We start from the raw sequence: 22,136 nt of genomic DNA on the forward strand, positions 1-22,136 counted from the left end.
CACCAGGCCCGGGCTGGTGGTACGCGGTACATTCTCACCACCCCGGGGCTTGGCGTCCTGCCGTCGTCTCCAGCTGAGCCCCCACGTTAGGCCTCGAAAACAACCACTATGGCTGATCCGCGCTCTCAAATCCAGAAGAAGTACGCGCCGAAAAATCGCTATGCGAATTTCGGTCCCTCCCTGAAGTCAATCCGAATCCAGGGCTTCCGTGGGGTTACGGACCTTGAGATGGACTTTCCATTTCCAATCACTGCGATCTCCGGCCTCAACGGGGCAGGCAAGAGCACCGTAGGGCAGCTATGTCTTGGCGCATATCGAAAGCCATCGACAGTTACTGGAATCAAGCGTTTCTACGTTCGAGACTTCTTCCCTGCTTCGGCCGCCGATCCGAACCCGTTCGGACCGAACTCTTCAGTCATATTTGAGTACAACACGACCGATGTTGACAATCCGCAGACACTGACAGTAACGCGAGCCGCGAAGGAGTGGTCCGGCTACAAGCGTCAACCCGAGCGTAGCTGTTACTACATCGGATTCACGATTTACATTCCCAAAGTTGAGCAGCGCGATCTCAGTATGTATCGTGCTGCAGAGATCCAGCTCGGTGCTAAGAGGCCAATTCCTGATGATGTTAAGGATCGTGTTGGCCGCATTCTGGGGCAACAGTACCAGGGCCTCCACTTTCAGGGAATAACTCACGGCCCGAGACAGGGAGAACTGTGCATCGCAAGCAGGTTTGGAGCACAATACTCAGAGAACAATATGGGTTTCGGCGAGGGTCGCACATTATATCTGGTGGATCTGCTAGAAAACTCTCCTGAGCAAAGCCTTTTCGTCATTGAGGAGCCGGAGACTTCCCTTCATGAAAATGCCCAGTTCGAGCTTGGCAAGTACATTCTTGACGTTTGCAATCGGCGCCATCACCAGATAGTGCTGACGACGCACTCAAGCACGCTGCTGAACTCACTGCCAGCAGATGCTCGGGTAATGCTTCTGAGAGACGCCGCTGGAGTGGCGGCCTTTCCGCAGATGTCTGCCGCCCGAGCCCGCTCAATCCTCTCAGGCGGGCAACATCGCGACCTTTGTGTCTTGGTAGAGGATGACTTCGCCAAGCTCCTGCTGACCGAGATGATCCGAACCGTTGATCCGGTACTCCTGAAATGCATAGATGTGCACGGAATTGGGGACACCAAGGCCGTTCGCAGTGGCGCTCTATTTATGCAGAGATTGAAACGCCCATATGCTGCCGTGCGCGACCCAGACATCGGACCTGAACCGGCTATTGGACTCTTCTCATTTCCAGGCACCTTACCTCCAGAGCGTGAGGTGTACGGACAGCCGCACGTCCGGCAGCACCTAAAGGCAGAGTTTGGCATTGACGTAGAAAACGTCCTTGCGCAACACAACGTCACGGATCACCATGAGTTCACGAAGGTGCTAGCTGATGACGCCAGTGCAATTCCGGGGTACTTGTCAACGTGCGCGATTAAGGCTTACCTGGCTAGCATCGGTGTCGCGGCATACAAGCCTTTGGTACAAGCCATTCAGGGCCGGTTGCCGTGAGCGCGAGGCCTAACATCGCTCAAGCGGAGCGCCAACGGCAGGCCACCAGGCCCGGGCCGTGGCACGTAGAGCTTTGCGTCCAGCGCACAGGCCGCGCGGTTTTAGTCCACGCCCCCGACCGCTAGCCGCAGCCCCTCCACCCCCATCGGGGGCTCCACCGAGTGCGCGAACCGGTGGCAATTTGCGCACAGCACGGCCAGGTCCTCCAGCCGGGTGCGGCGCTGGCCCTCGGAGATGGGGTCCAGGTGGTGCAAGTCGAGCTGGCTGTCCCCCCGCGGCGCGAAGGCGCAGGCCATGCAGGCCATACCGGTGCAGCACGGCGCGGCTATGAACCGCCCTACAGCCCCTCAACCTCAATCCCCCGCGCCCCCAGCCACGCCTTGCGCCGCTCATAGTCCGGCATGGCCCGTTCCACCCGCAACCAGAACCCCGGCGTGTGGTGCCGCTCATGCAGGTGGGCCATTTCGTGCACCACCACGTACTCGGCCATCTGCGCGGGCAGCAGGATGGTCTTCCAGTGGAAGTACAGCACCTCGCCCTTGCCGCAGGACCCCCAGCGGTAGCCCAGGTCCTGCACGCGCAGGCCGGCGGGGTTGACTTCCATGCGGGCGGCGTAGTCCTGCACCTTTGCCGTTAGCCAGGGCCTGGCTCGCTCGGTGTACCAGCGGATCAGGTGCTCTCGGCCGTCGCGGGCCAGGGCCTGGGGCATGACCAGGCGGCCGCCCAGCAGCTTGACCGCGGCGTCGGCCTCGGGCACCAGGCGCAGGCGGTAGCTGCGGCCTAGGTACACGAAGCCCTCGCCGTCCACAAACGCCTTGCGCGGCGCCTCGCGGCCCAGGGCATCCTTGCGGGCGAGCTGCTGGTAGACCCACATGCGCTTGCGCTGCACGAACTCGCGCAGCCGTGCATCGGGCACCTCGGGCGGCGCCGACAGGATCAGCTCGCCGCCGCGGTCCACGGTGATTTCCAGCGCGCGGCGCCGGCTGCTGCGGCGCACGTCAAAGCGCAGGTCGTTTACGGTGAGGGTGCTCACGCCTGACTCAGCCGGTGGTGGTTGGCCCGGGCCAGCTCCATGAGCTTGTCCACCAGCGCCTCGATCTGCGGCGTGGGCAGCGCCAATGGTGAGCGCATCAGCAGCTCGAAGATGCGCGCGTTCAGCGCGTCCTGCGCCGGCCGGCGGTACGGCTTCCAGAAGTTGGGCACCAGCTCCGCGGCGATGGTGTCCACCACCTCCACGGTCAGGTCCAGCAGCAGCGCGCGCTCGGCCTCGGTCAGTGTACGGTCGCCGGCCGCGGCGTCCGCGATCAGGCGCAGGAAGGGCCCGTAGTGCTCGGGCAGTTCGGCATCTGCCGGGTCCGCGGGCACCTGCCCGCCGCGCAGCTCGCCGATCAGCCCGGCCAGCGCCTTGGCCAGCTCGTCCCATTGCCCTTGCAACTGGTCCAGCAGTTCGCGCAGCCGCTCGCTGAGCTTGCGGTAGGCCACGGGGTCCTGATCCAGGTTCTCGCGGATATGGGCGCGCAGGGCATGCTCCATCTCGCTGGCCTTGGCGCGGTCGTTCGCCTCACGCCCGATGTGGGTGTCGAAATTGGCGTCGGTCAGCGACACCGGCGGGATCTTGGGGTTCACGCCCATCGACAGCACGTGCTCGTCGATCAGCCGACGCACCTTGGCGCCCACGTCCTTGCCCAGCACCGGCGTGTCGCGGTAACGGTTGCGGGCGCGGGCGTAGATGAAGGCCAGCAGCTTGGCGTCGGGCGCAAAGGGCAGGCCCTCAGGCCGCGGCAGCACCACGTCCAGGCTGGCCAGAAACGCCTTGAGCTTGACCGTGAACTCGGCGCGCAGCCGCTCGTTGGCCAGCACGTCTATGCAGCCCTCGATGTCTGTCAAGCTTTCCACGCCGCGGGCGCGGAACAGGTCCACCACGCGCAGGTGGCGGTCGCGCAGCACCGGCACCTCGTCCTTCAGGCTCTGCAGGGCGCCTTCGATGTCTTCGTCGGCGTAGACGTTCAGCGCCTGCTTGAGGTGGTGGGCCAGGCCGAAGTAGTCCACCACGATTCCGAACTGCTTGCCGTGGCCGGTGCGGTTGACGCGGGCGATGGTCTGCAGCAGCTCGGCTTCGCGAATGGGCCGGTCCAGGTACATCACGCCTTCGATGGGGGCGTCGAATCCGGTCAGCAGCATGGACTTGACGATCAGGAAGGCCAGCGGGTCACGGCGGGCCGGGTCGGTGTGCTGCAGCGGCTTCTTGAAACGCTCGATGCGGGCCTTCTGCGCCGTGCTCTCGGTCCAGACCTTCCAGGCCGGGTCGTCGTTGTTGCTGCCCGAGATGACCGGCGCGAATTCGATGGCCCGCAGCGTCTCGCGCAAGCGCCAGGCCTGCACGCGGGCCTGCACGGCGGCCGGGCGGCGGCACAGCGCCTCGTCGTCCATGGCCTTGTCTTCGGTGGGCAGCGCCTCGGCCTCAGCCAGCAGCTCGTCGCGGGCGGCGATGAAGGCGTCCAGGTAGCGCACCACCGCCAGCCGGCTGTAGGCCACCACCTGCGCCTTCAGCCCGTTGGGCAGGATGTGGGTGACGTAGTGGCGCAGCATGTCGCGCGCCTTGTCGGCGATCAGTGCCGGGGCCTCGAAGATCTGGCCCTTGGTCGCGTACTTCTTGCGGATGGCCTCCAGCTCTTCGGGCGTGTGCTCGCGGAACAGGTCCTCGAACAGCTCATCCAGGCTGGCGCCGTCCTTGACGGCGCCGTGCGCCGTGCGGCCCTCGTACAGGATGGGCACGATGGCGCCGTCGGCCTCGGCCTCGCGGATGGTGTAGCGGTCGATGAACTCGCCAAAGATTTCGTGCGTGCGCTTCTTCTCGCCCATCAGGATGGGCGTGCCGGTGAAGGCGATGCGCGCGCAGTTGGGCAGCCCGGCCTGCAGGGCCGCCTGCAGATCACCGGCCTGGCTGCGGTGGGCCTCGTCCACCAGCACCAGGATGCTGTCGTCATCGTTCAGCACCTCGGGCGCCGTGGGTTCGCGGGCCTGCAACCGGGTGGGCAGGTCCGCGGCCTTCAGACCCGGTTCGCCCGTGGTGTCGCCGCCGCGCTGCTTCTGGATCATGCCGAACACCACGCCCGGGCCCTTGCGGCGCAGCAGCCGGCGCAGGGCCTCGGTGCTGGTGGCGATGTCCACGGTCTCGCCGGTCAGGGCCGCGGTGCCCGAGAGCTGATCCTCCAGGTCGGTGCGGTCGGTGACCACCACCACCTTGAAGCGGCGCAGCACCGGGTCGCTGCGCAGCTTGCGAATCAGGAACACCATGGTCAGGCTCTTGCCCGAGCCTTGGGTGTGCCAGACGATGCCGCCGCGGCGGTCGTGCTCGCCGTCCTGGCGCCGGGTCTTGCCGCTGCGCAGGCGCTGCACGGCATGGGTGACGGCGCGGTATTGCTGGTAACGGCACACGGCCTTGACGGTCGTGCCCTCCACGCTCATGAACACGCTGAAGTGCGCCACCACGTCCAGCAGGTTGGCGGGGGCCAGCAGGCCGGCCACCAGGCGCTCTTGCGGGCTCAGGGCGGCCTTTCCCAGGGCCGTGGCTACCTCGGCCTCGGTGCGCAGCCCTGCGGCCCCTGCAACGGTCTTCCAGGCCGCGTAGTGGCGGAAGGCGGCGCCCACGGTGCCCACGCGCGCCTCGTCGAAGCTGGTGGCCACCAGCAACTGGTTGGTGTGGAACAGCTCTTCGCTGCCCTCGTTGTCCTCGATTTCGTGGCTGGCGCGGCGCTGGTTGGTGTAGCGGCGGAGCTGGTCCACGGCCTCGGGCAACGGCTCGGGCACGCTGGGGCTCTTGCACTCCACCACCCCCAGCGGGATGCCGTTCACCAGCAGCACCAGATCGGGCACGATGAAAGCCTTGCCGCTGTCGTAGCCGGGCCGGCAGTCCACGCGGTACTGGTTGACCACGGTGAACTCGTTGCGCTCGGGGTGGGCCCAGTCGATGTAGTGGATGGTCTGCCCGCGGCCGCCGTCCCAGCCGGGCAGGCCTTCGACCACGATGCCGCCCAGCAGCAGCGCGGTGGCGGCGCGGTTGGCTTCCATCAGGCGCGGCGCCGGTATGCGGGTGATGGCGGCCACGGCCTGGGCGATGCGCGCCTCGTCCAGCCAGGGCTGGGCCGCGCCAGCGGCATCGCGCAGGTTCAGCGCGTGGAGCTGGCGGCGCAGCGTGCCCTCCTGCACCACTTCCACAAAGCTGCTGCGGCCGGTGGCGGCAGGGTCGTCGAGGTCGCCCGCGATGTAGCGCCAGCCCATGCCGACCAACTGCTCGACAAACGGGCGCTCCACCTCGTCCAATTCCCAGCCCATAAGCCTCCCTGGCCTGCGCTAAGTGCTTGATCCGTCGCGTCTCTTGCGGGGCCTACCCCTGGGCAGACCATCCGTTTCCATCCGATTCCCGGCCGTTTCCATCCGTTCTGCCTGCGTTCAGGGCTCCGGCTTCAGCCGGTACACCGATCCGCGGCCGGCGCCTTCTAGCTGCAGCAGGCCAGCGGCCTTCATGCGCTTGAGCAGGTCCTTGGCCTGGCCCTCCGACAGCCGGCACAGGTCCATCACCTCGGCGCGCCGGATGGCCTGATGCTGCCGCACATAGTTGAGCACCAGTTGCTCATGCTGCAGCGGCGCGAAGCCCGCCTGCCGCGTGTAGGCGGCCTTGTCGCCATCGGCCTGGTAGACGCCCGGCGCCAGCGTGTAGGTGCGGCCCTTGGTGGCGCCGTGGGCCTGCACCAGGCCGGCCTCCAGAAGCGTTTCCAGCGTGCGCCGGGCCTGGGCTGGCTCACGCTGGATGTGCCGGGCCAGCTCTTCGGTGGTCAGCCGCTTCAACTCGCGCAGCGCGGCCAGGGCAATCAGGCTGTCGATGGGCAACGCGGTGCCGCGCCGGCCTTCCTCGGCCACCACCAGCTTCAGGAAGGCCTCGTCGGCGTCCACCGTGGCCAAGCGCAGCACCACGTTCTGGGCATCGGTGCGGCGGTAATCCGGCTCGGGCCGGCCGAAGCGCAACATGCCGCGGTAGATCTTGTCCACGCCGCGACCGGATCGCTCGACCACACCCACGCGCTTCATCGCGTCGGCCAGCGCGCGGTTGCGCGGCCGCGGCTCGGTGGTCAGCAGGTTGGCCAGGGTCACGCCGTCCACCAGGCCGCCGGGGTTGCTGATGGTCAGGCCCTCGTCGTCCAGCCGCACGTGCATGGCGCCCAGGCGGTGGTAGTCGCGGTGTACCAGCGCATTGGCCACGGCCTCGCGGAAAGCGCCCAGGTCCACGCGCGGCACCGGCACGCGGAAGAGGCCGATCTGGATTTCGCGCTCGGGGTTGTAGGGGCGGAAATTGGTTTCAAGCCAATCCAGCGCCTTGAGCAGCGGGAAGCGGCGGAACTCATTGAAGCCCACGGCCTCGCGCGCCAGCACCTGGAAGGCGAACTCGTGCGTGGGCACCAGGTCGCGCAGGGCCTGCTCGCGGCCCACCAGCAGCAGGCCGGTGAGCGTGGGCACGCGCGTGCCATCGGCCTGGCGGATGGTCAGGCCCAGGGCGCCGTCCAGCGCCTCGTCGTCCAGCTCCAGCAGCACGCGGTCGCCGCCGTACTGTTGCACGCTCTGGCGCAGGCGCTCGCGCTCCAGCGGGTCCAGGTCTGCAAGCTGGGCGCCGGCCACGGCCTGGGCCGACGCATCGGCCAGCCCGAAGTGCGTGGCGCGGCTGGCGCGGTCATGCGGCAGCATGGGCGCACATTCGGGCGTGCCGTCGTGCCGGATGCGGCGGCGCAGGTAGACGCCGCTGCTGGTGGCTACCTCGGCGCTGCCCTTGGGCACGGCGATATGGGCCACCTTCACGCCGCCCAGGCTGACCAGCGTGACATTGACGGCTACCGAGGGCGAGGTGCGCGCCGCCACCAGCCCGGCCAGGCCCACCAGATGCAAGTGTTCGGCGTGCAGGCCAGTGGGCGTACCGTCGTCTTCCACGCCCAACCACAGCTCGCCGCCTTCGGCATTGGCCAGGCAGACCACGGCCTCAACCAGATCGGTGTCGGGCAGGCGCTTGCGGTCGCTCTTGAACTCGACCGTGAGCGATTCGCGCGGGGGCAGCGGCGGCGAGGTCATGCGGGGGCGGCGGCGTCCAGCAGCGGGGTGACACGGACGCGGCCGGTGAGGAGGTCGTCCATGAGGCCAGATTTCGCTAGGCGAAGTTTCCTCACGACACCTTCTTCAGTAGATAGCCGAACTTCTATAGGTCGGGCTCGCTCCACAACCAGCTCTTGCTCTCTACGACTGGGGAGCGCAATTGACATTTCAGCAAAACGATCAGCGCCAAGGTGTGCCATGCTTGTGGTCTGCTTGGCAACCTGCATGAACTTTCCTATGTCTAGCCATCGCTTAAACACGGCTCTCAGGTATTCAGGAATGGCGCCACTGCCGCACCGAAATCGAACCAACGAATTCTGATAGCAGTACGCATTTGGCGGTCCATCGTAGAGCGCACTGCGCCCAACCAACTCCAGACTTTGGCCTTCGTTCAGAAAAATGTCGCCGGGCAAGACAGAGAACACCTCCTGCTCTGTCGGGTTGAAATTCATTTCGTACACGTCCGAAAAGTCGATCAACCCGTCGAATACGTTTGCTACGCGCAAATATGGCATTAGGTAGCGGCCTCGCTCGTGCTGGGGTGAACGCTGCCGACCCAATTGAACCGTACCGGCGCCCCGAACGCTGACACATGCCCAGTCCCGCGGAATCCAGCCGAGCGGCGATTGCTTGTAGAGGTGAGGCGCCTCGCCCAGCGGCGGGCGCAGTTCTCCGTTGTCGTCGATGCCGCGGTTCAGCAGGTCGTGCAGCAGCCCATGCTTGACCAGCTTGAGCTTCTCGATGAGGGTCTCGGTCTGGTGGATGGTGGTGTCGAGGATGTCGAGCACCGTGCGAATCAAAACCTGATCGTCTTCGGGTGGAATCGGAACTCGATGCGCGCGAACGATGCCGCCGCTTATGTTGGCTTGCGTCGTCTGACCGGAGAAGCGAGACCACAGCGGCCGTATGTGTTCAAGGTGGTGGAAAAGGTATCCCGGATCGCACCGAAACGGCGGCACGAGTGCGCAAAGTGCTTGGTTGGCTGCTAGCGGAAGGGCACAAACCTTTGCTAAGCCAATCGTGCCGTACATCGACAGCAAGATGGTGCCCAACGGGTACAGCTTCGCGGCGGTCTCGCGAAGCGCGACATCTGTAACCCTCAGATTGCACAACTCCAGGTAGCGCCCTTTTGCCCGCGTCAGGTCCTCAATCTTGGCGAACGGGACGCCGCCATCAGCCGTGTAGTAACGAGGATTTCCTGCCTCCGGCGTAGCGCCACTTGTGACCGTCTGGGCTAGGTCGGCAAGCGATACCGCCGGCCAACTGGGGAGCGTGCCGGCGCTGTTACACATAGCGCATCCTCTGAAGGAAATCGCGAAGCGAAGCCTCCGCATGTTCACGCGCTGTCTCGACTTCGGTCAATGTCACGCTGTACTTGTCCCACCAGTTCTCAAACGTGGCCACGACCTTCTGCCGGTGCGCGCCGATATAGCGCGCCAAGATGGCCTGCATGTCGCTGCGCAAAATGCCCAGCAGCAGCGCCGCGGCGCCGCCCTCGTCCAGCGCGTCCACCGCCTCGTTCAACCGCTGCGCGAAACCCTGCCCCCGGGCTTTCAGGTCTTTCTTCAAGGCCACCAACTGCCGCTTCCACTCCTTGAGCTGCGCCTCGTCCACCGCCGGCTCGTCGTCACCGGCCTCGGTCTCGTCGCCATCCTCGCCAACCTTGTTGGGCGTCGCCGCCTTGATCTGGCCGTCCAGCTCGGCCTTGCGCGCTTCTAACTCGGCCAGCGCCTCAACGAACTCGGCCATCAGGAACTTGACCAGCTTGTGGTCCAGCGGGTTGTCTTTGCTCTGCTCGTCGTCCATCGCAGTCAGGATGCTGGTACGCCAGGCATCGACCACGCCGCGCGGCCCGCGGGCCACCAGGGTCAGGAACTCGTATTTGGCCGCTTCCCAGAACCCGGCCACGATGCCGCGCACCTGGAAGGGGTTGAGCAGGCCCGGCGGCTCCAGCGCCGCGCTGAAGCTGTTCAGCAACTCGGCCCGCAGGCCCACGATGCTCTGCTGGCCCTGGCCCCGGTTGCCCAGGGCCACGATGCGCGGGCTGTGGGCCTGCCACCAGGCCGCAAAGGCGTCCTGCACGGCCTGCTCGCGGGCCAGCAGGCCGGGGTTGGCTTCCGCCGCGGGCTTGATGGCCTGGCAGGTGGCGATTTGGGGCCGGAAGTCCAGGTAGGCCGCGTCCTTGCCCGTGGCGCCCGGCCGCTCGGCCAGCAGCGCCAGCGGGTCCAGGCCGTGCGCTGCAAACAGCGCGGCCTGGGCCTGTACCTCGGCCTTGGGGATGCCGCCCAGCAGGTGGGCGCGCACGTCGTGCGGCTCGGGCGCCGGCGCGTTGTCGGCGTAACGGCGGATGTTGAGGTTGTAGTCGTTGTCGCGCAGCGTGGCGTTGGGCACGATGGCGCTGAAGCCCGGCACCTCGGCAAAGGCGTCGAAGGTGTGGACGATCTTCTCGATGTGCTCGGGCAGCAGGTGGTTCTGCGCCCGGCCCTCGAAGTACTCGCGGTCGGCGTTGATGAACAGCACGCGGCCCTGGCGTTCGGCCGGCTTGCCGCTGTGCAGGCCCTGGCGCTGGCGCATCACCAGCACGCAGGCCGGGATGCCGGTGCCGTAGAACAGATTGGCCGGCAGGCCGATCACGGCCTCCAGCAGGTCTTCCTCGATCATCTTGCCGCGGATTCCGCGCTCGTCACCGCCGCGGAAGAGCACGCCGTGCGGCATCACCGTGGCCAGCAGGCCGCCCGCTCGCAGCACGGCCACCATGTGCTGCAGGAACATCAGATCGGCCTTCTTGCTGCCCAGCGGCACGGCGCCGAAGCGGAAGCGTTCGGGATGCCTGGGCTGGTAGACCGGCTGGCCCTTGCTGTCGGTGTCGGCCGTGCCCCAGTTGATGGAAAACGGCGGGTTGGACAGCACACGGTCGAAGCGCATCAGTTCGCCGCCCTCTACATGCTGCGGCTCGGCCAGCGTGTCATCGTTCAGCAGGTTGGCGGTGCTGATGCCGTGCAGCAGCATGTTCATCTTGGCGATGGACCAGACGGTGCCGTTGGCCTCTTGCCCGCACAGGTCGGCGCGAGCGCCGTTGCCTCCGTGCTCGTCGATGTATTCCTTGGCCAGGATCAGCATGCCGCCCGAACCGCAGCAGGGGTCGTAGACGCTGTGCTGCTGCTCGGGCTTGATCAGGCGCACCATCATCCGCACGACAGAACGCGGGGTGTAGAACTCGCCGCCCTTCTTGCCGGCCGAGTCGGCGAACTCGCCGATCAGGTACTCGTAGGCGGCGCCCAGCAGGTCCGGGAACTCGAAATCGCTGTTGCGCAAGCGGTAGCTGCTGAAGTGCACGATGAGCTGCCGCAGCTTGATGTCGGGGATCTGGCTCTGGCCCACCTTGCGCGTGAAGTCGATGTGCTCCAGCACGTCGTTCAGGCTGGTGTTGTTGCTTTCCAGGCCGCCCAGGGCCTTGTTGAGGTAGCCGCCGACGCCCTTGTGCGCGTCGTTGACCAGGAACTCCCAGCGCGACTCCAGGGGCACGTAAAACGATGAGCCGTACCAGCGTTTCAGCTCGGCACTCATCACGGCCTCGACCTTGTTCTTGCCGGCGGCCAGCTCCTGGGCTGTGACCTGCTCGCGGCGCTCATCGAACACGTCGGAACATCGTTTGAGGAACAGCATGCCGAAGATGTATTCCTTGAACTCCGACGCATCCATCTTGCCGCGCAGGATGTCGGCGGCTTTGAATAGATGGCGCTCTAGCTGGGGCAGGGTCAGGGGCATGGGGGCTCAGTCTTTGGGGTCGGCTGCCGGTGGGCTCCATTCTGGTGGCGCCGCGGGCCCGTCAGGCCATGCATTCGACGCCGTGGTTCAGGTCGACCTGGTCGGGCAGCACGGCCTGCCGGCGGCCGAGCCCGCAGGCGCCCGGCCAGGCGCTACTCATCGAACGTCAGCCCCCGGCCCGTCTGGTACTCATAGCCCAAGCCCGAGGCCGGCGGTAGCAGCCGGTTCAGGCGGTGCCGGGTGCGGTGGTGCCAAGCGGCCAGGCCTTCCCAGCCGACCGGCGGGCTGCCCGCCCACGCGAGCACGACGGGCGAGGGGTAGCGGCCTATCTCAACGCCGTACATGCCGGCGTCGAGCACAAGCTCACTGGATGCCGCCGGGCAGATGCTGATGCGCTCCAGTTCACCCATGATCGTCTTGAAGTCGGCCGGGGGCAGCGCGGCTTCACTCACTTCCGGCCCCAGCGCCCCTGGAGGCGTTACCTCAAGGTCGAGAGTGCGCCGCACCACGTGGCTGCGCGCTGCCGTGATGACTGACCACGTGTAAGGCGAGGCTAGTGGAGAGCTGTGCCACAGCCGCAGTACGGGCGGCTGGTCACGGTGGGCGTCGGGGAGTTGCATGGGCCGCATCGTAAGCGTGGCCGGGGGCGTGGCGCCCGTGCCGGGCGGGACCCGGGGGGCATGGATTCGCTATGGAATCTAGCCCGCATCGCGCGGCGATAGGGCGCTGCGCGCTGGTGTCGCTGGGCGACCGGGACTTGCTGAGACTGCTGCGGTGGTGTTGTCTGGCGCGGCGCCTGGTGCCTCAGCCTGGGCCCCGTGGTGCTGGTCGCGCTGCGCGCACGTCAGTCCATATTTCATAATGTGAAATTGCAGGCGCGCGGCGCGCAGGTCCAGGGGATGGGGGCGCAACACGCGCTCACTTAGCTCGCCCCCTCGGCCCCGCCCCTTTGCTCCGCAGGCCCGGTCGGGGGCAATACCCTGCTCCGTGCGTATCCCGTCCCGGCGCGCGCCGATTAGATGGTGGCGGCCGCCCATTGCACGCAGTGGCGCTGGGCGGCAGTGATCGCCGGGACACGGGGCTCCGCGCCCATTGCCTGCCCTGCCCTGCCTCGCTACCGGCAGGGCGAAGACCCGCCTGAGACCGTCAGCAGTCCTTTCAGGGGCTGAGAGCCTTGGAGAAAGTGGTGAAAGCGCAACGAATCATTGGGGATTTCCCTTCTCCTGCCAGACTTTAACGTGCAAGCAGGTGTCGCGCGGCTAACTACAGGAGTTAACAGGACATTACACCAGACTCCTACCTGGTTACAGGGCACATCCTTTCATGTCGAATTAGCTAAAATTAGGCTGCATTTGCAGGATGACTCGCCACGCGATACGGTGCGGTGTCAGTCAATATTTGGAGGTCCCAGCAAATGTCAGCGCGTATCCCACCGCCTCAATGCATCCAATTGCCAGCCACCGGCTATCTGCGCCTGAAGCAATTCACGCTTGACCGTGAGCATCCTCAGCTCCCCAAGCTGGTGCCCGTGTCCCCGGCCACGCTCTGGCGGATGGTCAAGAACGGCGACTTTCCCCAGCCCATCAAGCTCTTGCCCCACAACATAACGGTGTGGCGCGTCGAAGACGTTCTGCAGTGGATTGCCAAGGCGCAAGGTTGAAGGGCCCGCGATGCAGAACTTGACGCACGGCACATTGTTCCTGACGGAATTGACCAGTGATGGGCCAATGCTCTCCAAGCCTTGGCTTGCGGATGGGACCCTCGGCAATTACGCCCACGCCTTCCAGTTCACGGTGCGCATTAGACGCATGCACAGCATCTCAGAGCTACACGCGGCCATCGCAGAGATGGCCCGCGACCCTCGTTGTTGCTTCATCCGCGGAGTGCCTTGCGCCCCGGTCCCCGCTGGCCGCCGCACAACCAGGCGCATTGGCCCCTTCGTGGATGGCCCCAGCCGGCTACTAACGCTGGACGTGGACGTGCACGTGCCCGAGGGCATCGACCCGGTGGCCGACCCGCTGGCGGCCATCGAGCACTACATCGAGCACCACCTGCCCACCTGCTTCCATGGCGTGGGCTACGTCTACCAGCTCAGCGGCAGCATGGGCCACCCCTCCAAGCCCGGCCAGCTCCGGTGTCACCTGTACTACCTGATGGCCAAGCCCCTGCTGTGCGTCGAGGCCGAGGCCTGGGCCCGGCAGTGGGTGCCGGAGTGCGACCACACAGCGCACCGCATAGTGCAGGTCAACTACACCAGCGACCCGGTGCTCATGGGCCAGCAGGTAGACCCCCTGGCTGGCCGGCGCACCGGCATGGTCCAGGGCTACCTGCAGGACGAGCTGGAGCTGCCGCCGACGATGCCGGTGCCTGACCTAAGCCGGCTGCGCAGCCTGGGGGCGGCGGGGCGGCGGGCTCTGCTGGACCCCCGGGGCACGGCCGGCGTGATCGGGGCGCTGTGCCGGGCGTACCGGCCCGACCAGCTCCCCGAGCTGGTCCCGGACCTGTTCACCGCCAGCGCCAACGACCCCAGGCGCATCACGTGGCATGCCGGCGGGGGCACACCCGAGGGGGTGCGGGTGACGGATGACGGGCTGCACCTGTTCAACAGCCATCACATCGCACCGGTGCAGCACGCCTGCCATCTGTTCGATTTCATCCGCGCCCACGTCTACGGTGACCTCGACGTGGACCTGGACCCCGATGCCCTGGCCATGGCCCCGGCGCTGGCCCCGAGCTACAAGGCCACCGAGGCCTGGGCCCGCGGGCTGCCGGCGGTGGCCACCGAGCTGGTGGGCCCCGGCGCCGCGGTGGCCGAGGTGGCCCGCATCGAGGCCCGCGAGGACAAGGCCGCCGAGGGCCAGCTATCCGAGGCCGACGAGCGCGCCGCGCGCATGGACCGGGTGCTGGCGCTGGTGGACAAGGCCGACATGGACGGCCTGGAGCTGAAGCTGGCGCGCGAGGCCAGCTGCATCGACTGGACAGACGGCGAGCGCGCCAGGCTGGTCAAGGCCATGCAGGACCGCACCAAGGTGCTGCTGGGGGGCCGGGGGCTACCCCTGGACCAGATCAGGGCCTGGCTGGCACCGCGCGGAGCGGATGGGGAGGCGCTGTTCGCACGCCGCGGCGTTGCCGGGCAGCCGCTGGCCACACTCGAAAGCTTGGCCGCCGTGTTCGCGGCGCGCGGGTGGACCGCCCGCTACAACGTGATCGCCAAGAAGCAGGAGGTGCTGGGCGTCGAAGTCTCGGCCGACGACAGCCGAGCGAATGCGACCTTCGCGCGCGTGCAAAGCGAGTGCGCCAAGATGGGCCTTTCCATATCGCGCCCAGCCCTCAAGGCCTACCTGCTCTGTGTGTGCGGCAGCAACCCGTACAACCCAGTGGCCACCTGGATTGACTCTGCCCCGTGGGATGGCACGCCCCGGGTCGAGTTGCTGCTGGGCACGCTCACCCTGGCAGAGAGCGCCGACACCGAACTGGCGCTGACGGTGCTGCGCAAGTGGTTGATCCAGTGCGTGGCCATGGCACTCTCCGCTAAGCCCCTTCAAGCGCAGGGCGTGCTAACCCTGCTGGGGCCGCAAAACATCGGGAAGTCTCGATGGACTCAGCGGCTGTGCTGGGGCGGGCCGCCCAAGCTGGTGCTCACTGGGCGGCTCATCAAGCCCCGCGACAAGGATTCGGTGAAGACGTGCATCTCGTGCTGGATTTGCGAGATAAGCGAACTGGGCGCCACGGTGCGCAAGGCCGACCGGTACGCGCTCAAGGCGTTCATCACACAGGATGTGGACGCCATCCGCCTGCCCTATGCCGCCGAGGATTCCGAGTTCCAGCGCCGCACCTGCTTCGTGGCGTCGGTGAACGATGAGGAATTCCTCAACGATGAGACGGGCAACAGCCGCTTCTGGATCATGCCGGTAACGGCCTGCGACGCGGACCACGACATCGACATGCAACAGGTCTGGGCCGAGATGGCGGCTGCCTGGCGCGGGGGCGAGGCGCACTACCTGGAGCAGCAAGACATGCGCCGCGTGAACACCGCCATCGAGCGCCACCAGGTGGGAAATCCGATACAGGAGGCCATCTCTAGTTGCTTCGCCTGGCCCGAGCTGCCGGCCGGCCAGCACACCTACAACACCTCCCACACCTCGGATTGGACTTCCATGAGCTGCACGGCGATATTGAAAGTGTGCGGATACCGCACGCCGAGCAAGGCAGACACCACCAGCGCGGGCCGGGCGCTGCGGCGCCTGGGGGCCAGGCAGTCCTCGAAATGGCGCGAATGGATGGTGCCTGCGCGGCGAGCGGGCTTCGCCGAGGAGGGCTAGCACTCCTCGGCGACGGATTTCACTGTAAGGGATAACCCTTGGCTGTTGTTGTAAGTTGTTGACCTGCAACCATTTTCACGCTCTTCACTCCTTCAACACTTCTTTCTCTATGTAGTAGGAGGGGGATATATATTGAGATGGTAGGGTATACCCCATATTTAACAGTTCCTATATATATCTCCTATAGGGTTGGGGAACGCTCCCGTGGTGGTGTGGAGTGAAGTGTTTGAGGGCGTTCTTTGAGGGGTCTGAGACACGCGCGAGTTTGTAATCGAGAAGCACTTTGTAGACGGGGCCACCAGGCTGGGCGGCGAGGCCAACAAGGTCGGGCACAGCTCCTGGCCCGACCGGGTGGTGGTGGTGCCCGGGCGTGCACGGCTGGTCGGAACTCAAAAGGCCCGGCGAGGGGCCTAGGAAGGCCCAGGCTGCGCGAATAGCCCAGCTGCAGGGGCCAGGGGGGTGCAACGCGGGCGTTTGCGCGCCCCTGGCGCCCTGCATGGCCGCTGGCTAGGACGGCTCGGCGGCGGCCAGGCTCGCGACGTGCGCCGTGAACTGCGCCAGCGCGGCCCGCTTCTCTTGCATGTAGTCGTGCCGGTCGTAGTGGCGGTCCTGCACGCCCCCCAGGCCGTGCGACTGAACCTGCGCCCGCACATCCTTGCCCACGCCCAGCGCGGCCATCATGGTCTCCGCGGTGCGCCGCAAATCACGCACCTGGAAGGCCGCCGTGATGTCGCCCGCGTCGAGCAACGCGCGGACGATTTCGGCCCCGGCATCGCTGACCGTCTTGGTGACGGTGGCCGACTTCCCGTGCGCAAACAAAGCAGTGGACTGCTTGCCTGCCGCACGGGCCACCAGCGCCTTGACAATGGCCAGCGCGTCACCTTCCAGCGGCAGCACATGCTTGCGCGGCTGCTGTCTGCGGCCCTTCGGGTCGTGCAGCACCAGGGTGTTGCTGTCAGGGTTGAAGTCTTGCAACTTCGCCCGCAGTAGCTGGGTGGTGCGCTGGCCTCCCAACAAAATGACCAGAGCGATGGCGCAGTGCGCAAGGGGCGCGTCGGTCAGCGGCTTTTCGGTGAGGTAACGCCAGAGCGCGCCCAGTTCGGCGCCACTGAGGGCGCGCTCGCGGGCCCGGCTGAAGGCCGACAACGCCGCCGTGTTGGCCACGGGGTTGGCTTCTATGCCGAAGCGCGTAAGTTCCTCCGGCGCGGTGGCGTCAAGCTCGGCCTTCAGCGCCAGCGCGTAGGCCGCGTGCAGGTACGCGCGCAGCTTGGCGGCCGTGCGCCCGCGTCCGCTATCGACCACGCCGCGGACTAGCGCGGCCACCTGCTTGCTGGTGAGGTCACGCGCCGGCAAGACGGCCCATTCCGTGCCCTTGACGTTCTTGCTGAAGATCGTGCGCACGTCCGTGGCGGAGACCTTGCCGGCCTGCTGCAGGTGCTTGACGTACCAATCGCAAAGCGCGCTGACGGTGTAGTCGGTTGCCAGCATCTGCTCCAGGCGTTGGCTTTCGGCCTGCTGCACACGGCTGCGGGCCTCGGCCTGGCGGGCGCTCTCGGCGGCGTCGAGATGGGCGGCCACATCGCGGCTTCCTTCGGCCCGGTGGAGGGCCGAAAGCGCGCGTGCACGCTCACGGGCCTGCTCCAGCGTGTAGCGCCCTTCCATGGGCTTCGCGGTGAACGGGCACAGTGGGATGACCTTCCTGGCCCCGTCGATGGAGTAACGGTAGTACCAGAGCTTGGAACCAGTGCTGGACACCCGCAGCACAAGGCGGCCGCCGCCACGGGTGCCGTCGTTGTCGCTGAGGTAGTAGTCGTCGGCCCCGGGCTTAGCGCGGTCGATGGCCAGTGCGGTCAGTCTGCTGCCAGTGGCCATCCCGTTGCCTTTACGTTGCCGTTATGCGGCAAGATTGGCAGAGATGCCGTGAGACGTCAAGAGACGGCGAACCGCGATGCCTAACGTTTAATCTAATCAAATCAACAGCTTACGTAGTCACCGCAAAGTGTCCTGTAAACCAGAGTCTGTAGAGTTCAAGGACTGTTAATCCGTAGGTCCCTGGTTCGAGCCCAGGTCGGGGAGCCATAGGTGTACAGGGGCTCGCATGCATGTGCATGCGGGCCCCGCAAAGGCACCTAATGTCTTGGGGAATTCGCGAGTTCTTTGATGGCGTAGCAAGCGCCTCCTGCACCTCCACGCACCGTGTTTCACGGATCGGAGGAAGCAGTGATACGGACTTTCGCGGCTCTGAACAGCAAAGGTGGCGTCGGCAAGACGACGCTGCTCGCAAACATTGGTGGATTGCTCGCCGACATGGGTGCCCGCACCCTGCTCGTCGACGCCGACCCGCAGCCCAGCCTGACCAAATACTTTGACCTCGGCTACGAGGCCCCACAGGGCCTGGTCGAGGTAGTCACGGGCGGCACGGTCACGCACCTGTCGATCTCCCGGACGTCGATCGCCAACCTCGACCTCATACGGTCCAACGACGGCGAGGCCCAGCTGCAGCACTGGCTGCACGGTCGCGATGACCGCAGAGTGCGCCTGGCGAGGGCGCTCAACAACCCCTACGTCCGCGATCACTACGACTACGTCCTGATCGACACCCAGGGCGCCATCGGCCCCCTGCAAACCGCGGCCGCCTTCGCGGCCGACACCCTGATCTCGCCGCTGCCGCCCGACACGCCCAGCATCCGCGAGTTCCGCAGTGGCACGCTGCGCGTCCTGCAGCGCCTGGAGCACGACGAGAACGAGCCGCGCGCCGAGCTGGCGCCCATCCAGGCCGTCATCTGCCGCTACGACTACTCCCGCAACGCCAAGTCGCTGCTCTCGGCACTGCGCAGCGAGTTCGGCGAGCGCGACCGGGTGACCATCCTGGACACCATGATCCCGAATGCAGTCGCCTACAAGGACGCATTCACGGCTCGTGTCCCGGTCCACACGGTCAACGACCGCAGCGGTGCCCGCTATCCCTCGGGCTACGAGGTCATGCACCGCATCGTCTGGGAGCTGATGCCCGATCTCTACGGCAATTTCGCCGGTCGGCTGCAGGGCAATCCCGACGAAGTGTTCGGCACCCGCCCGACGGAATCGGGCCCGGCCGCGCGCCAGGGGGTACAGCCGTGACCGCCCCGAAGAACCCCAAGCCCCTCGGGTTGCCCATCAGCATCCCCGCCGCCCAGGCCATGGCCAACATGAAGGTGGCCGAGGAAATGGACACGAAGCGCGCCGCCCGCCGCGCAGGAACGAAGGTCAGCATGAACGCCCTCAAGCCTGCCGAAGTGGCTCCCTTTGCTCGCACCGCGACCGAACGGCAGCCCAACAAGTCCGAGCGCGAGGCTGCGGCGATGCGCGCGAGTTACCTTGTCGGTGACACCACGCCTTCGGCGGTGAACCTGTCCGTCAAGGATATCCCCGGGCCGATGCTGCTCGAAGTCACGGACATCGACTGCTTCGACCTCAACCCTCGGCTCTTCGCGAACGAGAAGGTCGAGGACATCGAGGTCAGCATCCGCGCCGGCGGCTTCCACGATGCGTTGGTGGTTACCCGTCGCCGCGACGGCGACCGCTACATGCTGGCCGCTGGCTCGAACACCACACTGCGCATCCTGCAGGAGCTGTGGCGGACCACCCAGAACGAGCGCTACCGCTGGGTCAACTGCATCTACCAGCCCTACGAGAGCGACGCACGGCTGCTTGCCCAGCACCTGGGCGAGAACCTGAACCGTGGTGACATGAAGTTCTGGGAGATCGCCAAGGGCATGGTGGATCTCCTGGATCAGATCGAAGGTGAAGCGCGTGCTGCTTCGACCTCGGCGAAGCCGATGTCGCTGCGGAACCAGGCGGACGCACTTAATGCCCGCGGACTCCGTGCCAACAAGTCAGATATTTCGCTGTGGAGGTTTGCGGTTTCGGGACTTTCTGAGCTGGGCGAAAAGCTGCAAGCCCTGACCTTTAGAGGCGTACAAGACCACATCCAGCCGAAGACAAATGCCCTATGCAAGCTAGCCAGCAAGTTTGGCATTGACGAAGCTGCCTTCTGGTCTGAAGTCGTCAGACCAACCTTGGCAATCGTCGCTGGGTCGCATGCCAATGGGGACATCGCAGTCGCCTTTGACGCCGCTGAGCTGTGCGACCAGATCGAGGCCGCGTTCGCCTACAGGGTCTCCGAGCCAGTGTCCAGCATTCGCCAGATGCTCAGCCTGCTCAAGCTGTCACCGGAGTTAACGCTCGTCGAGCTGCGCATGCCGTCTCCCAATCTCATCGCAGGCGGGCCCGGCGAGAGAGAGTCCACCGCCGATGCCTCCCTGGCGCCAGAAGCCGAGAAGCCCAATGCCGCCGCACCGGCCCTCCAGGCCGCGCTGCCGCTGGGCCCGGGCCAGGTTCGTGGCGCCGGCGTCAACCCGCCAGCCACGAGGCGCGCGCCATCTCCACCCGCAGACGTCGATCCGGCAGCCGGCCTGCCGGCCACACGCACGCCCGCCGCGGCACCCAAGCCCAGCGTCGCCGGCCCGCTTTTCGACGGCGTGCAAGGCGACGCGGACCCATTGCAGTTCCTGCACACAACGGTCGAGCGCCTCCTCTTCGTGGCCGGCCTGCAGGACACGCTCCGCTATCGCGATGAGATGCCCTTGGGCTTCTTCATCGAGATGCCGGACCCGACCATCCATGCACGCCGCAAGGTCGCACCTGGCAGTCCTGAGCATGGCGCGAGAGCCGTGAAGACGGTCGTCTGGTGGAGCCTTGTGCTGATGACCGGGCAGTTCCGCGACGGCTGCGTGCCCTACATCGATCACGACAGCCGGTTCTTCCGCCACTACTCGGTCGAGTCCGAAGCCACCAGTCCCCTGCATGGCACCGACATCGAGCAGTCGGCGCCCGAACTCGACGAGATGCTGATGCACCGGCTCACGCCGGGCCAAATGCGCGAGGCCATGCAGGCCCTGCGCGACGTGGAGGAAGCCGCCGTGGCATTGCTAGACCAGCGCCCCGAGCGGTGGCGCCGAATGCTCGAACTCCGCCAAGCCTGGGGAGGCCAGTCGTGAGCGCCCTACCCGCCTCCGGTTCCCTGTCGGCGGGAGGCGCCCGCGGCGTGCTCCTGCCCGTGCGCGATCCCGCCACCCGCCTCTTCCTGCTCACGCGTCTGATCGTGTCCTTCGACGAGTCCGACCAGCAGACGCTGGCCGCGCTGGTCGCCTGCGGCTTCACGCCGGAGCTGATCGACAAGCTGCGGTCCATGTCGATGGCCGACGCGATGCGCTTCGCCTCCTCCTGCTGCGGCCTGTCGGTGGGTGTCGACGGCGCTGCGGTACGACAGCAGATGAACAGCCTGGAGCGTGCAAGAACGGATCGCCAGATGTACGAAGGCTTCATCCGTGCGGGCGCCTCGCCAACCCTGGTGTCGCGGCTGTTCGGCGTGTCGTCGGACGATGTGCGCCGCCTGCGCAAGCTGATCGCGCCCGGCGCGGCCACCGGTGGCCGGCCGCGCATTCCCGACGAGGTCGTGCGCGGCGAAATCGAGTCCGTCTGGCGTGACCTCGAGAAGCAAGGGCACGGTGAGCGTGAGGCGCTGTGGCGGCTTCACCAGCAGTTTCAAGACCTGTCCATGGCCACGCTGGAGACGGTCATTCGCCCGCCCCGTCCACTGGTCGACGTGGGCCCGGCCTGGCCGCTCACGAGCCGCGGACTCGGCAACCAGGCCACCGCCTGAGCGAGTCCGAATTCAGTAGCGACTTCGAGGAAGCACCATGGCCACTCTGCCCGTCGAGAACGCCCCTCGCACCCTAGCTGAGGCGTCGAGCACGACTGCTGTGAGCGCCGAGCGAGCGCCGGCAATGCCTAGCACGAGCCCCGTGAGGGTGCGCCGCAGCCCCCGGCCGGCCGCCACCGACGAGCTGGCCATTGCGCGCCGCCGCAAGGCCCACGAGCGAAGCACCGTGGCCCGCTACGTGGACGAACGTCTGGACGCGATGGAGTGCGAAGAAATCTATTCCGTGCCGGTGCTGTACGTGGCCGTCGCCGGTAGCCTGGCTCCGGCGCATCTGCTCTTTCTGGTCGCGAAGTGGAGCGAGCGGACCTATGCAGACACCGGCTCAGGCTGGGTACGCCAACCGGTGCAGACCTGGGTGAATTTCTCCGGTCTGGCCGAGAACGACTGGATGGCAGCCCGCGAGACGCTGCGCGAGCGCGGCCTCATCGAGGAGCGCCGGGGCTTCGATCTTGTCGAGCACGAGATCGTGACCGAGATCGCCTTCGTTCCCAGTGTCTTCGCGGCCGAGGTCGCCCGCGTGAGAGACGAATTGAGGAACGACGCCTGGCAGCGACTGCGCGACGGCCAGGGCCTTTGAGGAC

General features: G+C 66.3%; 15 protein-coding genes and 1 tRNA gene. 8 read left to right on the plus strand and 8 right to left on the minus strand.

What is annotated here, in order from left to right; genetic code table 11:
- Positions 1-108 precede the first annotated feature (108 nt).
- Positions 109-1,563, plus strand: a complete 1,455-nt coding sequence (locus JMV16_RS01750) for an ATP-dependent nuclease (RefSeq protein ID WP_201492424.1) — start codon at positions 109-111, stop codon at positions 1,561-1,563.
- Between the two features lie 101 nt (positions 1,564-1,664).
- Here JMV16_RS01750 and JMV16_RS24570 read toward each other — a convergent pair whose 3' ends face one another.
- From JMV16_RS24570 to JMV16_RS01785, 7 genes are all read right to left on the minus strand, one after another.
- Complete coding sequence (locus tag JMV16_RS24570; protein WP_411565003.1) at positions 1,665-1,868, minus strand: HNH endonuclease; 204 nt, start codon at positions 1,866-1,868, stop codon at positions 1,665-1,667.
- A 32-nt stretch (positions 1,869-1,900) separates the two neighbouring features.
- Entirely contained in the window at positions 1,901-2,596 is a 696-nt protein-coding gene (locus JMV16_RS01760) for a M48 family metallopeptidase (protein ID WP_201492426.1), read from the minus strand.
- The gene (locus tag JMV16_RS01765) at positions 2,593-5,898 is read right to left on the minus strand and encodes a type I restriction endonuclease subunit R (RefSeq protein ID WP_201492427.1); all 3,306 of its coding nucleotides are present in this window, start codon (positions 5,896-5,898) and stop codon (positions 2,593-2,595) included. Before JMV16_RS01765 ends, JMV16_RS01760 begins: the two co-directional genes overlap by 4 nt.
- Positions 5,899-6,015: 117 nt before the next feature.
- Positions 6,016-7,680, minus strand: coding sequence for an ATP-binding protein (locus JMV16_RS01770; RefSeq protein ID WP_201492428.1), 1,665 nt, complete (start codon positions 7,678-7,680; stop codon positions 6,016-6,018).
- Complete coding sequence (locus tag JMV16_RS01775) at positions 7,677-8,993, minus strand: restriction endonuclease subunit S (protein ID WP_201492429.1); 1,317 nt, start codon at positions 8,991-8,993, stop codon at positions 7,677-7,679. Before JMV16_RS01775 ends, JMV16_RS01770 begins: the two co-directional genes overlap by 4 nt.
- Positions 8,986-11,469, minus strand: coding sequence for a class I SAM-dependent DNA methyltransferase (locus tag JMV16_RS01780; protein ID WP_201492430.1), 2,484 nt, complete (start codon positions 11,467-11,469; stop codon positions 8,986-8,988). The genes JMV16_RS01775 and JMV16_RS01780 overlap by 8 nt, the downstream gene beginning before the upstream one ends.
- A gap of 152 nt (positions 11,470-11,621) precedes the next feature.
- On the minus strand, positions 11,622-12,089 hold the full coding sequence (locus JMV16_RS01785; RefSeq protein ID WP_201492431.1) for a hypothetical protein: 468 nt from the start codon (positions 12,087-12,089) through the stop codon (positions 11,622-11,624).
- A 794-nt stretch (positions 12,090-12,883) separates the two neighbouring features.
- On the opposite strand from JMV16_RS01785, the gene JMV16_RS01790 reads away from it, so the two are divergent.
- Together JMV16_RS01790 and JMV16_RS01795 are read left to right on the plus strand one after the other, a co-directional pair.
- On the plus strand, positions 12,884-13,129 hold the full coding sequence (locus JMV16_RS01790; protein WP_201492432.1) for a helix-turn-helix transcriptional regulator: 246 nt from the start codon (positions 12,884-12,886) through the stop codon (positions 13,127-13,129).
- 313 nt (positions 13,130-13,442) lie between these two features.
- Positions 13,443-15,791 (plus strand): VapE domain-containing protein, encoded by a 2,349-nt coding sequence (locus JMV16_RS01795; protein WP_201492433.1) that lies wholly within the window; start codon positions 13,443-13,445, stop codon positions 15,789-15,791.
- Positions 15,792-16,298: 507 nt separating this feature from the next.
- On the opposite strand, the gene JMV16_RS01800 is transcribed toward JMV16_RS01795, so the two are convergent.
- Positions 16,299-17,663, minus strand: coding sequence for a tyrosine-type recombinase/integrase (locus tag JMV16_RS01800; RefSeq protein WP_201492434.1), 1,365 nt, complete (start codon positions 17,661-17,663; stop codon positions 16,299-16,301).
- Between the two features lie 130 nt (positions 17,664-17,793).
- Between JMV16_RS01800 and JMV16_RS01805 the strand changes: the two genes are divergently transcribed.
- From JMV16_RS01805 to JMV16_RS01825, 5 genes are all read left to right on the plus strand, one after another.
- Positions 17,794-17,870: transfer RNA gene (locus JMV16_RS01805), tRNA-Asn, on the plus strand.
- A 141-nt stretch (positions 17,871-18,011) separates the two neighbouring features.
- Positions 18,012-18,911: a ParA family protein gene (locus tag JMV16_RS01810; RefSeq protein WP_201492435.1), complete on the plus strand. Its 900-nt coding sequence runs from the start codon at positions 18,012-18,014 to the stop codon at positions 18,909-18,911.
- Positions 18,908-20,830, plus strand: a complete 1,923-nt coding sequence (locus tag JMV16_RS01815; protein ID WP_201492436.1) for a hypothetical protein — start codon at positions 18,908-18,910, stop codon at positions 20,828-20,830. The genes JMV16_RS01810 and JMV16_RS01815 overlap by 4 nt, the downstream gene beginning before the upstream one ends.
- Entirely contained in the window at positions 20,827-21,495 is a 669-nt protein-coding gene (locus tag JMV16_RS01820) for an STY4526/YPO1902 family pathogenicity island replication protein (RefSeq protein ID WP_201492437.1), read from the plus strand. The genes JMV16_RS01815 and JMV16_RS01820 overlap by 4 nt, the downstream gene beginning before the upstream one ends.
- A 37-nt stretch (positions 21,496-21,532) precedes the next feature.
- Positions 21,533-22,132, plus strand: a complete 600-nt coding sequence (locus JMV16_RS01825; protein ID WP_201492438.1) for a hypothetical protein — start codon at positions 21,533-21,535, stop codon at positions 22,130-22,132.
- Positions 22,133-22,136 lie beyond the last annotated feature (4 nt).

It is taken from the genome of Rubrivivax sp. A210, from assembly GCF_904426505.1.
Taxonomy (GTDB): Bacteria; Pseudomonadota; Gammaproteobacteria; order Burkholderiales; family Burkholderiaceae_C; genus Rubrivivax.

Coding starts and splice junctions, on each gene's coding strand:
- JMV16_RS01750 (WP_201492424.1), top strand. CDS start 109: ATGGCTGATCCGCGCTCTCAAATCCAGAAGAAGTACGCGCCGAAAAAT.
- JMV16_RS24570 (WP_411565003.1), bottom strand. CDS start 1,868: ATGGCCTGCATGGCCTGCGCCTTCGCGCCGCGGGGGGACAGCCAGCTC.
- JMV16_RS01765 (WP_201492427.1), bottom strand. CDS start 5,898: ATGGGCTGGGAATTGGACGAGGTGGAGCGCCCGTTTGTCGAGCAGTTG.
- JMV16_RS01770 (WP_201492428.1), bottom strand. CDS start 7,680: ATGACCTCGCCGCCGCTGCCCCCGCGCGAATCGCTCACGGTCGAGTTC.
- JMV16_RS01775 (WP_201492429.1), bottom strand. CDS start 8,993: ATGTGTAACAGCGCCGGCACGCTCCCCAGTTGGCCGGCGGTATCGCTT.
- JMV16_RS01780 (WP_201492430.1), bottom strand. CDS start 11,469: ATGCCCCTGACCCTGCCCCAGCTAGAGCGCCATCTATTCAAAGCCGCC.
- JMV16_RS01785 (WP_201492431.1), bottom strand. CDS start 12,089: ATGCAACTCCCCGACGCCCACCGTGACCAGCCGCCCGTACTGCGGCTG.
- JMV16_RS01790 (WP_201492432.1), top strand. CDS start 12,884: ATGTCAGCGCGTATCCCACCGCCTCAATGCATCCAATTGCCAGCCACC.
- JMV16_RS01800 (WP_201492434.1), bottom strand. CDS start 17,663: ATGGCCACTGGCAGCAGACTGACCGCACTGGCCATCGACCGCGCTAAG.
- JMV16_RS01825 (WP_201492438.1), top strand. CDS start 21,533: ATGGCCACTCTGCCCGTCGAGAACGCCCCTCGCACCCTAGCTGAGGCG.